This is a genomic window from Streptomyces sp. NBC_00316 (assembly GCF_036158715.1).
In the GTDB taxonomy this organism is placed as follows: domain Bacteria; phylum Actinomycetota; class Actinomycetes; order Streptomycetales; family Streptomycetaceae; genus Streptomyces.
This window is the reverse complement of sequence record NZ_CP108023.1, coordinates 3,303,113-3,317,328: the sequence shown is the minus strand read 5'-3', so window position 1 is coordinate 3,317,328 and position 14,216 is coordinate 3,303,113. Positions and strand designations below refer to the sequence as shown.

General features: G+C 70.4%; 14 protein-coding genes and 1 pseudogene. 12 read left to right on the top strand and 3 right to left on the bottom strand.

The features are described from left to right. Nucleotides 1–3 precede the first annotated feature (3 nt). From OG878_RS14590 to OG878_RS14580, 3 genes and pseudogenes are all read left to right on the top strand, one after another. The gene (locus OG878_RS14590) at nt 4–1,398 is read left to right on the top strand and encodes a dipeptidase (RefSeq protein ID WP_328887199.1); all 1,395 of its coding nucleotides are present in this window, start codon (nt 4–6) and stop codon (nt 1,396–1,398) included. 44 nt (nt 1,399–1,442) lie between these two features. Continuing rightward, on the top strand, nt 1,443–2,390 hold the full coding sequence (nudC, locus tag OG878_RS14585) for an NAD(+) diphosphatase (protein ID WP_328887198.1): 948 nt from the start codon (nt 1,443–1,445) through the stop codon (nt 2,388–2,390). Between the two features lie 113 nt (nt 2,391–2,503). After that, nucleotides 2,504–2,760, top strand: a pseudogene (locus OG878_RS14580) (bifunctional 5,10-methylene-tetrahydrofolate dehydrogenase/5,10-methylene-tetrahydrofolate cyclohydrolase); the annotation flags it as partial. A 92-nt stretch (nt 2,761–2,852) separates the two neighbouring features. Here the strand turns inward: OG878_RS14580 and OG878_RS14575 are convergent. Next, complete coding sequence (locus OG878_RS14575) at nt 2,853–3,095, bottom strand: mycoredoxin (RefSeq protein ID WP_328887197.1); 243 nt, start codon at nt 3,093–3,095, stop codon at nt 2,853–2,855. Nucleotides 3,096–3,299: 204 nt separating this feature from the next. On the opposite strand from OG878_RS14575, the gene OG878_RS14570 reads away from it, so the two are divergent. From OG878_RS14570 to OG878_RS14550, 5 genes are all read left to right on the top strand, one after another. Beyond that, nucleotides 3,300–5,501 carry an ATP-dependent DNA helicase UvrD2 gene (locus OG878_RS14570; protein ID WP_328887196.1) on the top strand — a complete coding sequence of 734 codons (2,202 nt, stop codon included), beginning with the start codon at nt 3,300–3,302 and terminating at the stop codon, nt 5,499–5,501. Nucleotides 5,502–5,666: 165 nt separating this feature from the next. Next, on the top strand, nt 5,667–5,999 hold the full coding sequence (locus OG878_RS14565; protein WP_328887195.1) for a hypothetical protein: 333 nt from the start codon (nt 5,667–5,669) through the stop codon (nt 5,997–5,999). A gap of 171 nt (nt 6,000–6,170) precedes the next feature. Beyond that, nucleotides 6,171–6,539 (top strand): WhiB family transcriptional regulator, encoded by a 369-nt coding sequence (locus OG878_RS14560; protein ID WP_030915514.1) that lies wholly within the window; start codon nt 6,171–6,173, stop codon nt 6,537–6,539. A 32-nt stretch (nt 6,540–6,571) separates the two neighbouring features. Then, a complete protein-coding gene (locus OG878_RS14555) occupies nt 6,572–6,895 on the top strand; it encodes a hypothetical protein (protein ID WP_328891241.1) in 324 nt (107 codons plus the stop codon). Between the two features lie 153 nt (nt 6,896–7,048). Further along, nucleotides 7,049–7,252, top strand: a complete 204-nt coding sequence (locus tag OG878_RS14550) for a hypothetical protein (protein ID WP_328887194.1) — start codon at nt 7,049–7,051, stop codon at nt 7,250–7,252. 263 nt (nt 7,253–7,515) lie between these two features. On the opposite strand, the gene OG878_RS14545 is transcribed toward OG878_RS14550, so the two are convergent. Further along, nucleotides 7,516–8,937 (bottom strand): ABC1 kinase family protein, encoded by a 1,422-nt coding sequence (locus OG878_RS14545; RefSeq protein WP_328887193.1) that lies wholly within the window; start codon nt 8,935–8,937, stop codon nt 7,516–7,518. Between the two features lie 41 nt (nt 8,938–8,978). Next, a complete protein-coding gene (locus OG878_RS14540) occupies nt 8,979–10,160 on the bottom strand; it encodes a ThiF family adenylyltransferase (RefSeq protein WP_328887192.1) in 1,182 nt (393 codons plus the stop codon). A gap of 197 nt (nt 10,161–10,357) precedes the next feature. On the opposite strand from OG878_RS14540, the gene OG878_RS14535 reads away from it, so the two are divergent. From OG878_RS14535 to OG878_RS14520, 4 genes are all read left to right on the top strand, one after another. After that, a complete protein-coding gene (locus OG878_RS14535) occupies nt 10,358–10,981 on the top strand; it encodes a M48 metallopeptidase family protein (RefSeq protein ID WP_328887191.1) in 624 nt (207 codons plus the stop codon). 107 nt (nt 10,982–11,088) lie between these two features. Next, a complete protein-coding gene (locus OG878_RS14530) occupies nt 11,089–12,699 on the top strand; it encodes a TerD family protein (protein WP_328887190.1) in 1,611 nt (536 codons plus the stop codon). 11 nt (nt 12,700–12,710) lie between these two features. Continuing rightward, nucleotides 12,711–13,391, top strand: coding sequence for an AIM24 family protein (locus OG878_RS14525; RefSeq protein ID WP_328887189.1), 681 nt, complete (start codon nt 12,711–12,713; stop codon nt 13,389–13,391). A gap of 19 nt (nt 13,392–13,410) precedes the next feature. Next, nucleotides 13,411–14,166, top strand: coding sequence for an AIM24 family protein (locus OG878_RS14520; protein ID WP_328887188.1), 756 nt, complete (start codon nt 13,411–13,413; stop codon nt 14,164–14,166). Nucleotides 14,167–14,216: the final 50 nt, after the last annotated feature.

Below are 14,216 nucleotides of genomic sequence, written 5' to 3'. Positions count from 1 at the left end.
ACCATGAGCGACACCCCGGACAGCGCCGTCCGTACGTACACCGAGCAGCACCGCACGGCCTTCCTCGACGATCTTGCCGAGTGGCTGCGCATCCCCTCCGTGTCCGCCCAGCCGGAGCACGACGGAGACGTACGGCGCAGCGCCGAGTGGCTGTCCGCCAAGCTCAAGGAGACCGGGTTCCCGGTCACGGAGATCTGGGAGACCGCGGGTGCGCCCGCGGTGTTCGCCGAGTGGCCGTCCGACGACCCCGACGCACCGACCGTCCTGGTCTACGGGCACCACGACGTGCAGCCCGCCGCCCGGGAGGACGGCTGGGACACCGACCCGTTCGAACCGGTGATCCGGGACGGGCGGATGTACGGGCGTGGCGCGGCCGACGACAAGGGCCAGGTGTTCTTCCACACCCTCGGCGTCCGGGCCCACCTCGCCACCACCGGCCGCACCACCCCTGCCGTGCACCTCAAGCTCCTCGTCGAGGGCGAGGAGGAGTCCGGCTCCCCGCACTTCCGCACCCTGGTCGAGCAGCAGGCCGCACGCCTCGCCGCCGATGCTGTGATCGTCTCCGACACGGGCATGTGGGACGAGACGACCCCGACGGTCTGCACGGGTATGCGCGGCCTCGCCGAGTGCGAGATCGAGCTGCACGGCCCCGAGCAGGACATCCACTCCGGATCGTTCGGCGGCGCCGTCCCCAACCCGGCCACCGTGGTGGCCCGCCTCGTCGCCGGGCTGCACGACGCGGACGGACGGGTCGCGATCCCCGGCTTCTACGACGGCGTGACGGAACTCACCGACACCGAGCGCGCCCTCTTCGCCGAGCTGCCGTTCGACGAGGCCACCTGGCTGCGCGCCGCCAAGTCGCAGGCGACCACGGGCGAGGCCGGCTACTCCACACTCGAGCGCATCTGGGCCCGCCCCACCGCCGAGGTCAACGGCATCGGCGGCGGTTACCAGGGCGCAGGCAGCAAGACCATCATCCCGTCCTCCGCCCTCGTGAAGCTCAGCTTCCGGCTGGTCGCGGGCCAGGACCCCGACCGGGTCCAGCAGGCCGTCCGGGCCTGGGCCGAGGCACAGTTCCCGGCCGGTGTCCGCCATCGGATCACCTTCTCCCCGGCCACCCGCCCCTGTCTGACCCCGCTGGACCACCCCGCACTGCAGGCCGTGGCCCGCGCCATGGGGCGGGCCTTCGGCCAGAAGATCCTCTTCACCCGCGAAGGCGGCTCGGGACCCGCCGCCGACCTCCAGGACGTGCTCGGCGCACCTGTCCTCTTCCTGGGCATCTCCGTACCGTCCGACGGCTGGCACGCCCCCAACGAGAAGGTCGAGCTCGACCTTCTGCTCAAGGGCGTGGAGACGGCCGCCCACCTCTGGGGTGAACTGTCCGCCGCACTCCGCTGAATCCTCTGAACGCCCGATCCATCCCGGGGGAGTAGGAAGCACCTGTGAGTACCTTCGACAACGCCACCACCGACCGGCCCATCGGTCTCACCGCGCCCAGCGGCATCGACCGCGCCGCACACCACCGCCTCGACGAGGCCTGGCTCTCCGCCGCCTGGAGCCACCCGACCACCCGGGTCTTCGTGGTCTCGGGCGGGCAGGTGCTGATCGACGACACGGCCGACGGCGGTACGGAGATCGTCATGACCCCGGCCTTCGAGGCCCCGGTCACCGAGACCCACCGCTACTTCCTCGGCACCGACGAGGACGGCGTCAGCTACTTCGCGCTCCAGAAGGACTCCCTGCCCGGCCGCATGGACCAGCCGGCCCGCCCGGCCGGCCTGCGCGAGGCCGGACTGCTGCTCGGCCCGCGCGACGCGGGGCTGATGGTGCACGCGGTGGCGCTGGAGAACTGGCAGCGGCTGCACCGCTTCTGCTCCCGCTGCGGCGAGCGCACGGTCATCGCGGCGGCCGGCCACATCCGTCGCTGCCCGGCCTGCGGCGCCGAGCACTACCCGCGCACCGACCCGGCGGTGATCATGCTGGTCACGGACGAACAGGACCGTGCCCTGCTGGGCCGTCAGGTGCACTGGCCGGAGGGTCGCTTCTCGACGCTCGCGGGCTTCGTCGAGCCCGGGGAGTCGATCGAGCAGTCGGTGGCCCGCGAGGTGTACGAGGAAGCGGGCATCACGGTCGGCGAGGTCGAGTACGTCGCAAGCCAGCCCTGGCCGTTCCCGTCCAGTCTGATGCTCGGCTTCATGGCGCGGGCCACGTCGTCGGAGATCGATGTGGACGGCGAGGAGATCGAGGAGGCCCGCTGGTTCTCCCGCGAGGACCTGACGGCGGCGTTCGAGTCGGGCGAGGTCCTGCCGCCCTTCGGCATCTCGATCGCGGCCCGTCTGATCGAACTCTGGTACGGCAAGCCGCTCCCGAGGCCGGGCAGCGTCGGCTGACCGCTGGCTGCTGGCCGTTGACGGTCTGCGGGCTGACGGTGACGTGGGCCCGCTCGCGCCTCCCGGGAAACGGCTCCGGTCCACTGATCCGGCCACGGGCCGTGATGTCGACGGTCCGGCAGGAGGACGTCCTGCCGGCCGCGGTCGGCAAGCCGCGCTTCATCGCGGGCGCGGACATCGAACCGGGCGCCGTGGTGATCGATGCCGGCGCGACGAGGGCAACGTCGGCGATGTCGGCTTCGACACAGCCGCCGAGCGGGCCCGCCCGATCACCCTGGTCCGCGGCGGTGCCGGGCCGATGACCATCGCGGTCCTCCTCGAGCGGACGGTCACCGCTGCGGCCCGACAGCTCGGCGCCGCAGCGGCCTGATCCGAGGCCGGGGCTTCCGGGAACACGAACGCCCGCCTCCTTCCGGACCGGCCGGAAGGAGGCGGGCGTTCGTGCTCTTCGCGGGCGCGAGGTCAGACGCCGACCTTCAGCTTGACCTGGGCCAGCGAGGGGTTCGTCAGCGTCGAACCGTCGGCGAAGAGGACGGTGGGAACGGTCTGGTTGCCCCCGTTGGCCTTCTCGACAAAGGCCGCGGACTCCGGGTCCTGCTCGATGTTGATCTCGGTGTACGTGATGCCCTCGCGGTCCATCTGGCCCTTGAGCCGACGGCAGTAGCCGCACCACGTGGTGCTGTACATCGTCACAGTGCCCGGCATGTCTTCGCTCTCCTCTGTTTTGTTCGTCTCGTCACGTCGCGTCGTCACATCTCGCGGAAAAGCTGGAAAGGTGAGTCCTCGCTGGGAGTGGAACGTACGTGACCCGGTTGCCATTCCCGCGGTGACCCCGCATTAGTACGACGGATACTGCTCCCCTGTGGACAATTTCCGCGTCCGCCCCTCCCGACCTGGCAGCATGGCGGGGTGACATCAGCAACGCATTCCTCTTTCTTCCCCCAGGTCCCCGAGTCGGCGGACGCCGTGCTCGACGGGCTGGACCCCGAGCAGCGCGAGGTCGCCCTGGCCCTGCACGGCCCGGTGTGCGTGCTGGCCGGAGCCGGCACGGGAAAGACGCGCGCGATCACGCACCGCATCGCGTACGGGGTGCGCGCGGGGATACTTCAGCCGACGAGTGTGCTGGCCGTCACGTTCACCAACCGGGCCGCGGGCGAGATGCGGGGAAGGCTGCGCCAGCTCGGCGCGGCCGGGGTGCAGGCGCGGACGTTCCACTCCGCCGCCCTCCGCCAGCTCCAGTACTTCTGGCCGAAAGCGGTCGGTGGTGATCTGCCGCGGCTGGTGGAGCGCAAGGTCCAACTGGTCGCCGAGGCCGCGGCCCGCTGCCGCATCCGGCTCGACCGCAACGAGCTGCGGGACGTCACCAGCGAGATCGAGTGGGCCAAGGTCACCCAGACCGTGCCCGCCGACTACCCGGCCGTGGTCGCCAAGACCCAGCGGGACGCCCCACGCGACCCGGCCGAGATCTCCCAGGTCTACGCGATGTACGAGCAGCTGAAGCGCGACCGCTCGGTGATCGACTTCGAGGATGTGCTGCTGCTCACTGTCGCGATCCTCCAGGACCGCCACGACATCGCCGACCATGTCCGCCGCCAGTACCAGCACTTCGTGGTCGACGAGTACCAGGACGTCAGCCCGCTCCAGCAGCGCCTCCTCGACCTCTGGCTCGGCGACCGGGACAGTCTGTGCGTCGTCGGGGACGCCAGCCAGACGATCTACTCGTTCACCGGGGCCACCCCCGACCACCTGCTGAACTTCCGCGCCCGCTACCCGAACGCGACCGTGGTCAAGCTGGTCCGGGACTACCGCTCCACGCCCCAGGTCGTCCATCTCGCCAACGGCCTGCTCGGCCAGGCCCGCGGCCGGGCCGCCGAGCACCGGCTCGAACTGGTCTCGCAGCGCGAGCAGGGCCCCGAGCCGGGCTACACGGAGTACGCGGACGAGCCCGCCGAGGCCGAGGGCACCGCCCGCCGGATCCGTGAACTGATCGCCGCGGGTGTGCCGGCCGGTGAGATCGCCGTGCTCTACCGGGTCAACTCGCAGTCGGAGGTCTATGAGCAGGCTCTCGCCGACGCGGGCGTGCCGTACCAGCTGAGGGGCGCGGAGCGCTTCTTCGAGCGTGCCGAGGTGCGGGAGGCGGGCGTCGCCCTGCGCGGTGCGGCCCGCGCCGGGGGCAACGACTCCTTGCTCGACGACGCGGAGGGGCTGCCCTCGCAGGTGCGGGCGGTGCTCTCCACCAAGGGGTGGACCACGGAGCCGCCTGCGGGGTCCGGGGCGGTGCGCGACCGCTGGGAGTCCCTGGCCGCCCTGGTCCGGCTGGCCGAGGACTTCGAACAGGCCAGGCCGGGGGCGACGCTCTCCGACCTGGTGGCGGAGCTGGACGAGCGGGCTGCTGCCCAGCACGCCCCGACGGTCCAGGGAGTCACGCTGGCCTCGCTCCACTCCGCGAAGGGTCTGGAATGGGACGCCGTGTTCCTGGTCGGGCTGACCGAGGGCATGATGCCGATCACCTACGCCAGGACCGACGAGCAGATCGAGGAGGAGCGTCGGCTGCTCTACGTCGGCGTCACCCGGGCGCGCCTGCATCTGTCGCTGTCCTGGTCCCTGTCCCGGTCTCCCGGCAGCCGCGGCGGACGGCGCCCGAGCCGCTTCCTGAACGGGCTGCGGCCCGGGTCGGCTGCGCTCGGCGGGCGCGGTGCGGCCGGTGGTGGGGGTGGCGGCGGGGGCGGTGTCGAACGGCCCGCGGTGGTCAGGCGCGGGCGCCGTGGCCCCGCCCTGTGCCGGGTCTGCGGCAAGACCCTCACCGACGCGGGCGAGATGAAGCTGATGCGCTGTGAGGACTGCCCCTCGGACATGGACGAGGCGCTGTACGAGCGGCTGCGCGACTGGCGTGCGGTCCGAGCCAAGGAAATCGGCCAGCCCGCCTACTGCGTGTTCACCGACAAGACGCTGATGGCGATCGCGGAGGCGGTCCCGCGCAGCGACGGCGAACTGGCGGGAATCGCCGGGGTCGGTGTCCGGAAGCTGGACCGGTTCGGCGCCGCCGTACTGGCCATCTGCGCAGGTGAGGACCCGGACGAGGAGAGCGGGGAGGACGACGGGGAGGTGTGAGCAAAACTCGTCGAAAAAATAGTTTGCGCCCGCCCCAGTCATCACCATAGGTTCTTAACCACGGGAACAGCGACTTCTCTGAAGCCCTGACCCCGTGCTGTACTTATCCGAATACGCAGGACCGGCCCGGCCGGTCCACCGAGACGCCGAGAGGAGGCGATTGTCGTGATCAGCATCATCAAGACCAACAAAATGACCGATCTCTCGGTCGCCTCCGCCTGCTCGCTCGGCCTCGCCTGCTCTTCGGAATCTTCGCTGCTTGGCACCGGTCTGTCCGGCATTCCCGCCGTCAGCCCGCTGTCCCTGGCGAGCCTTCCCGTGCGGGAGCGCAATGAGCGACCGACCCAGGCACCGACGGCAGCAGTAGCGAAGGGACAGGCCAAGGCGGCCTATGCCTTTGCGGCGGTCGGTGCCGGAGCCGGAGCCGAGCAGCAGACGACGCACCACCACACGATGTGGGCCTTCCGTGGGCCTGAACCCTGGAGTGATCCAGCCTGATGCACCATCAGGCCGGCGCCTTCAGGGCCGCGGAACCCCACTCGGGATCCGCGGCCCTTTTGTTTGTCCCAACGGACGACACAGCGAGAAGGCGCCTCGGGACAAGCAGTACCCGGTACCAGCAGCCACCCGGCCGACCGGCCGGAACGACCAGACGAGGACACCACCACCGTGCAACTCGAAGCGCACGCCCCGTCCGTACCGCCTTCCGAAACGATCCCCCCGCCCGGCCTCACGGAGGACTCCACCTTGATCCCCCTCACTGCGCTCACCGCGCTCGACGACGCCATCGAGAACCTCGGCGTACCCGTCCCCTGCCGTTCCTACGACCCGGAGGTCTTCTTCGCCGAGTCGCCGGCCGATGTCGAGTACGCCAAGTCCCTCTGCCGCACCTGCCCGCTCGTCGAGGCCTGCCTCGCCGGCGCCAAGGAGCGCCGCGAGCCGTGGGGTGTCTGGGGTGGCGAGCTCTTCATCCAGGGCGTCGTCGTCGCTCGCAAGCGGCCGCGTGGCCGTCCGCGCAAGAACCCGGTCGCGGCGTGACCGCCGGCCTGGGGGTCACGGCCCCCAAACCCATGAAGCGCATCGGAACCATCGACCGTCCCCGAACCCACGACCCCCGGAATCAGGCACCAATGTCCGTCCCCACACATGAGCCCATCGGCTCCGCAACACCGAACGCCACGACCATCGGCGCGAACGACTCGCGTCAGAACAGGACCCGCGAAATGCAACTCATCCCAGAAGCCCTGGCTCGTGCGCATATGCACGACCGCCTGAGGGAAGCCGACGCCGAGCGCCGGGCCGTGCGCCTGGTCTCGGCCCGGCGGATGCAGCGCCGGGCGGAGCGCGCTTCGATGCGCGCCCGCCGCGCGCTGGCCATGGCGGTCATGCACTAGTCAGGCCCCACCAGCGCAGCACCCGTTGTCGGGCAGCCGCTCTGCCAGACAGCAGTCAGTACCCCTTCCGCGGGGCCGGTCCGAACGGGCCGGCCCCGCGGTCGTGCTGTGTGGTGCCGCGCCGCGCGGTGGGGACGGAGTTATCGTCACGTGGTGGACGAGGAGACTCATCACCCCGCACAACCGGGCGCCGGTGCCGTGGTGTGTTCCCGGTGCGGCGCCGCCGCCGACAGCGACTACGCGCCGCCGACCTGGGTCTGCTCCGTGGAGAACGGCAGACGCCAGTACTTCTGTGACGACTGTGCCCGCCTCCACATCAGGGCGATCGAGGGCCGCCTCGACTCGGTCTGGTGGTGACGGGCCCGGCCGGGCCCGGTCCCCGCACTCGGATCCCCGCCTGGGGCCTCTCGTTTGGATCATGCTGGGCTCGCGGGGTCGGGCACGCGCATCCGCCGCGTTGTCGTCAGTCATCCCCGAGCTCTCGGCTTCGCTCGAGCAGGGGAGACCCCATGCGCTCCGCGTGGGCTCCTTCCTCCGCCTTGCAGCTGCACGCACCACGGTGTCATCAGCCGCTCCGCGGCGGGCCGCTCCCTGATCCGGTCTGATCCGAACGAAAGAGCCTATGCCTCGGTCGCCGCGTCTCCCACCAGCTGCCCCTGCCCGGGAAGCTTCTCGGCCGTCGCCTCCTCGGCCGTCGCCTCCTCGACCGGCATGAACCCCGGCACCCAGGACTCCAGTTCGTCCCGCAGCCTCACTTTCGCACCCAGCTGGCACAGCACCCCGATCGTGCTCAGCGTCACCCGGTGTATGAGCAGATAGGCGGGTGGCAGATTCAGCTGCTTGCCCAGCTGATGGGCAGGGGAGCGGGGATCCGCTATCCGGGCCGCCTGATTGCGCATCCAGCTCCGGGTGAAGGTGAACTCCTCCACCTGCGCCGGTTCGATGATCGGCAGCAGATAGTCGAGTACCGCCTCCGGGTCGAGAGCGATCGACTCCTTGACGAATCCCTCCTCGCGCAGCAGTGCGTACACCGCTTCCGCGTCACCTTCCAGTGTCAGCCGCAACGAGTCCCCGATGGGCTGCGGCAGACCGCCCGGCAGCCGGTCCACCGTGCCGAAGTCCAGCACCCCGAGCCGCCACTGCCCGGCCTCGCCGTCCTCCTTGTCCGCGGGGAGCAGCCGGAAGTTGCCCGGATGCGGGTCCGCGTGCAGCAGGCCCGTGCGCGCCGGGCCGGAGAACAGGAAACGTGCCAGCAGCTGGCCCGCCCGGTCCCGCTGCTCCTGTGTGCCCCCGGTGATCACCTCGGAGAGCGGAACCCCCTCGATCCACTCCGTCACCAGCACCTGATCGGACTGGTGCACCACATCGGGAATCACCACATCGCGATCGCCCGCGAACTCCTCGGCGTGCTCCCGCTGCGACCGTGCCTCCAGCTCGTAGTCCAGCTCCTCCGACACCCGGTCACGCAGCTCCGTGATGAGCGGTTTGATGTCCATCCCGGGGATCAGCGGGCCGAGCAGCCGGGCGAAACGACTGAGCTGGGTCAGATCCGAGAGCAGGGCCTCCCCAGCGCCCGGGTACTGCACCTTCACCGCGACGTCGCGTCCGTCGTGCCAGACCGCCCGGTGCACCTGCCCGATCGAGGCGGCGGCCGAGGGCTTGTCCTCGAATTCGAGGAACAGCTCCCGCCAGTCCTCACCGAGCCGCTCCTCCAGCACCGTGTGGACCGTGCGGGTCGGCATGGGAGGTGCGGCTTCCTGCAGCTTGGTGAGCGCCGCCCGATAGGGACCGGCGACCTCCTCGGGCAGCGCCGACTCGAAGACGGACAGGGCCTGGCCGAGCTTCATGGCGCCGCCCTTCAGCTCCCCCAGCGTTTTGAACAGCTGGTCCGCCGTCCGCTGTTGGAGCTCACGGGCGACTATCTCCGCGGACCTGCCGCCGATCCGCTTGCCGAGGCCCCACGTGGCACGGCCGGCGAAGCCGAGTGGCAGCGCAGCCAGCTTGGCGGTGCGGGTGACCGCTTTCCGGGGAAGATCAGACATGCGCCCCTCCAAATCCCAGACTGCTGTGCCGCGTGCGGCGGTTACCCGGCCATTGTGTCGTGCGCCGCGTCGAGCACCGAGGTGCGCTCCCCCTCAGTGTGCCCACCCGCACCGCAGGAACAGCGCAGGTGAGCCCCGATCTGCTCCGACCGCCAGTCCAGCAGCGGCAGAGCAGCCTCCCACCGGGCCCCGGTGGTGGCGGGCAGTTCGCCGTCCAGAAACGCCAGTGCATGGGCTGCCGCCAAACCCGCCACCGCCGTGGCGAGCCCCAGATCGCACGCCTGGACCGCGTTGCGCCGACCGGACCGCCACTGTGCGAGCATCCGCGGCCACTGCGGATCGCGGTCCGCACGGGTCAGCGCCAGGCATCCCGCGCAGGCCGTGCCCCCGGGGAGAACCAAGGGGCCGACCACGCCCGTGGCTTCGATCACCCCGGCATAGAGGTGAGGGATGCCGGAGGCGATCCAGGTTTCGGCGGTGCGCGGGTCGGGGGCGTACACCGCGAGACCGTCCCGGGGGGCGACGACGACCAGGGACAGCCCGGGCCCGCCGTTCGCCGAATCGCCGAGTGCCGGGACGCCACTTCCTCGGGTGCCGGCCGCCGCGGTCTCCGTCGCCCGCGGCGCAGGGCCGACGGCCGATCGGCGCACCAACTGCCGGGCTGCGGTGTCCCTGCGCTCTCCGACCGCTGTCGCCGGGAGTCCGCCGGGTGTGACGTCCGAGGGCTCGGCGAGCCCGCCGTCCAGAACCTCGACCCGGCCCACTCCGGACCCGGACAGCACCGCGGCGATTGCGGCACCGACCCGGCCCGCGCCTCGCACCTGGACCCGCATCGAGCGGCGGGCCGCCAGCCGGCGCAGTCCGCCGCCCGGTTCGGGATGGACGACCGAGAGCGACGCGAGGTCGGGGCGCTGCCGCTCCAGGACGTCGGTCCGGTTCCGCAGGGCATCGGCTTCCGGGCCGCCCGCCCGCACATCGTCGATCAGCCCTGCGTCCGCCAAGCGCCGTACCAGTGTGTCCACCTGAGGGGCCGACAGATTCAGCGCCCGTGCCTCTTCGCGCAGCAGCGGCAGTCCGCGCGTTCCGTCGAGAAGTTCCAGGAAACTGCCCGTGGCGATATCCACCGGGCCGAGCTTCACAGCGTGAGCGCGTGTCACTCCGAATTGCACGGTGTTCCTGCCGCGCCAGGCGCGGCGCAGCGCGGGCTTCAGCATCGGATGCATGGTTTCCCCCGGTCGGTGTCCTTCGTGCGGAGCTCCGCTTGATCCGTTGCCAGAATGCAGTCCGGCCTCGAAACGTGCAGAAAGTTGTCCACAGGCGGGGGCATTAGTCGTTCAAATGGTGCATGCCGTGGAGTGGATCAAGCATCAACAGCCCAGGGGGCGGGACTTCCCCTGCCGGCACCGGGTAACGTCGTGCCGTGCCCGCCGACCTGTCACCCGGCTTCGCCGGGGAGACCCCCGCGCGCAGCGCCGGAGATCATCAGCGCAGCGCGGCCAGCCATCCGCCCCGCGTCCCGGTGACGAGCGCGGTCGAGGTCCGCAGGAGCGCCCGGCGCAGCAGAACGGTCTCCGCGTACCGGGAGGGCGACCGAACCATCGTGCTGATCCCCGCCCGGATGTCGGAGGCGGAGGAGCGGCGCTGGGTGAGCGTGATGCTCGACAAACTGGCCGCTCAGGAGAGCAAGCGGATCCTCGGGGACAGTGAACTGGCGGAGCGGGCCGAGCGGTTGTCCGCCCAGTATTTCAACGGCCGGGCCAGACCGGCGTCCGTTCGCTGGGTGACCAATCAGAACACCCGATGGGGTTCGTGCACTCCGGCGGAGGGCAGCATCCGCCTGTCGCACCGGCTGCAGGGCATGCCCGAGTACGTCGTCGACTACGTGCTCGTCCATGAACTGGCGCATCTGCTGGTCCCTGGTCACGGTCCGCGCTTCTGGCGGCTGCTGGAGGCGTACCCGCGGACCGAGCGGGCCCGTGGCTACCTCGAAGGGGTGGTGGCGGCCGACCGGCTGCCGCATCTGCCGGCCGCCCGCAGTGAGTGACGCGCGGTGGTTCTGTACCGGGTGTGTACCGACTTGGCCCAATGTCGGATTTTGCGGCTAGCCTGGCGCGACGCATTCATATTCGGGATGGGGGACGGTCGTTACGCATGGCCAGGGAATTCCAACGCGGCCACAAGGCCAAGATCAGTGATCTCACGCCGGGGACGGACCTGTACGTAGGTGTGCAGATCGCCGGCCCGGGGCTGACCTTTGACATCAGCTGCTTCGGTCTCGATGCCAATGAGCAGCTCTCCGACGACCGGTATTTCATCTTCTTCAACCAGCCGAAATCGCCCGAGGAGTCCATTCAGCTCCTCGGCGCCCAGGCCGGTGACACCGAGTCGTTCCGCGTCACGCTGGACCGCATTCCGGCGAACATCCACAAACTCTCCTTCACGGCGACCGTCGACGGCGCGGGGCAGATGTCCCAGGTCGGCCCGGGGTACATCCGGATCGTCGCGGGCGGCGAGGAAGTCGTCAGGTACGCCTTCACCGGCTCAGAGTTCACCACCGAGCGCGCGGTGATGCTGGGCGACTTCTACCTGAAGGACGTCTGGCGGTTCGCTGCCGTCGGCCAGGGCTTCGACGGCGGCCTCGACGCGCTGCTGAAGAACTTCGGCGGTGAGGTCGCCGAGGAGGCGCCCGCCGCGCCGCAGCCGCAGGCAGCCGCCCCGTCGTTCGCCCCGCCCGCGCAGCCAGCCGCCCCGGCACCGTCCTTCGGAGCTCCGGCCGCCCCCCAAGTTCCGCAGCCTGCACCGTCCTTCGGGGCTCCGGCCGGCCAGGCTCCGGCACCGCAGCAGCAGATGCATGCGGCGCCGACGATCGCGGCTCCGATGATGCCGCAGGGCGGCACCGTTCCACCGCCCGCGCCCGCACCGGCTCCGTACGGGCAGCCGCCCCAGCAGCCGCAGTTCGGACAGGTCCCCGGCCAGCCGGTGCCCGCCGCCCCCTACGGCCAGCAGGCTCCCGCCCCGTACGGTCAGCAGGCTCCCGCCCCGTTCGGGCAGCAGCCCCCCGGCATGCCCCAGGGCGTACCGCAGGGCGCGCCGCAGTCCGGTGCCGGTCTGCAGGCCGCGCTCCAGCCGTACAAGGAGACGGCCACCGGCCAGCGTTGGACCCCGCAGAACCAGCAGCTGATGCGAGTCGACCTCACCATGGGCGGCACGCCCGTGCTCGCCCGCCAGGGCTCCATGGTGATGTACCAGGGCAAGGTCGACTTCGGCTACAAGGGTGCCGGTTTCGCCGGCCGCGTGGTCGGAAACGCCACCGGACAGGAAATGCAGCTGATGCGGTGCACCGGCCGGGGCCAGGTCTTCCTCGCCGAGGACGCCGCCCACCTGCACCCCATCGAGCTCCAGGGCGACGGCATCTGCGTCTCGGCGGAGAGCGTCCTCGCCTTCGACGAGTCGCTGCAGTACGAGGTCCGCCGGATCGAGGGGCACGGCATCCCCGGTGGCGCCCTGTTCACCATGCAGTTCCAGGGCACCGGCACGGTCGTCGTCAAGACGCACGGCGTTCCCGTCGTGCTGCCGGTCACGCCGACCACATTCGCCGACTGCAACGCCATCGTGGCCTGGTCGTCGGCGTCCCAGGTGATCATCTCCAGCCAGGTCCGGCTGCGTCGCAACGCGTATCCCGGGCACAGCGGAGAGACCGTGAACCTGCAGTTCCGGGGAGCGCCCGGCAACTTCATCGTCGTCCAGCCCTACGAGGTCTGAGGGAGCCCGTCATGAACCAGCAACTCGCGGGCTTCGCCCCGACCCCCGTCACGGCCCGTATGGAGAACCACGGCCACTCGATGCTCAAGGTCGCCATGGCCACCGGCCAGGACCTTTACGCACGTACCGGCTCGATGGTGTCGTACGAGGGCTTCATCCAGTACGAACCCAATCCGCCCGCGGTCCGCCAGATCGCCTCCCAGTGGATCACCGGCGAGGGCGCGCCCCTGATGAAGTGCGCCGGTGACGGACTGCTGTACCTCGCGGACTACGGCGCCGATGTGGTCGTCATCAATCTCAACAACGACTCCCTCTCGGTCAACGGCACCAACGTCCTGGCCTTCGACGGCCACCTCACCTGGGGTGTGGAGCGGGTCAAGGGGCTGGCCAAGTTCGCCGGCCAGGGCCTGTGGAACGTCTGCATCTCCGGTACCGGCTGGGTTGCCATCACCTCACGCGGCACGCCGATCGTCGTCGACTGCGGACGCGGCGAGGACGAGACCTACGTCGACCCGGACGCCCTTGTGGCGTGGTCCCCGAACCTCAAGGTGAAGGGCAAGCGCAGCTTCAAGGCCTCCTCGCTCATCGGGCGCGGAAGCGGCGAGGCGTACCAGATGGCGTTCTCCGGCCAGGGCATCGTCGTCGTCCAGCCGAGTGAGGACAGTACGGACCGCCTGCGGGTCCGGAACTGAGGGGGAGGGAGTACACACCATGCAGAGTCCGCTTTTCAACCACACGGAACAGCAGTCCCAGGACCGGTACACCCTGCAGAACCCGCAGCTCCTGCGGGTGTCGCTGACCGGCCGTGACGACGTCCTCGCCCGCAAGGGCGCGATGGTCGCCTACCAGGGGCTGATGGAGTTCGACGGCGAGTACCAGTCGCAGGGGCAGCGCCGCGCCCGCGCGAGGACCGGTGAGGGCCTCGACCTGATGCGCTGCTCGGGGCAGGGGACCGTCTACCTCGCCAATCTGGCGCAGTACGTCCACGTCGTGGACGTGGACCACGACGGCATGACGGTGGACAGCGCCTATGTCCTGGCGCTCGACTCGTCGCTGCACGCCGAGGTCATCGCCGTGGACAGCCAGTACGGCATCTCGGGCACCGGCAAGTACCAGCTCAACATCTCCGGCACCGGCAAGGTCGCCCTGATGACCTCGGGCCAGCCGCTGATGATGCAGGTGACGCCCGACAAGTACGTCAACGTCGACGCCGATGCGATCGTCGCCTGGTCCAGCTCGCTGCGGGTGCAGATGCAGGCCCAGACGCACTCCTCCGGGGTCTGGCGGCGGCGCGGCAACACCGGCGAGGGCTGGGAGCTCAGCTTCCTCGGACAGGGCTTCGCCCTGGTCCAGCCGAGCGAGGTGCTGCCGCCGCAGAACGCCCAGATCGGTCAGGGTGTACGCGCCCAGTACGGCATGGGCGCGCAGGGAGCGCACGGCCAGAACCAGAACAACGCCTGGAACTGAGCCGCACCGCACGGACAAGCCCCACGGAAACGGGTGAGGGGCGCCCTCCT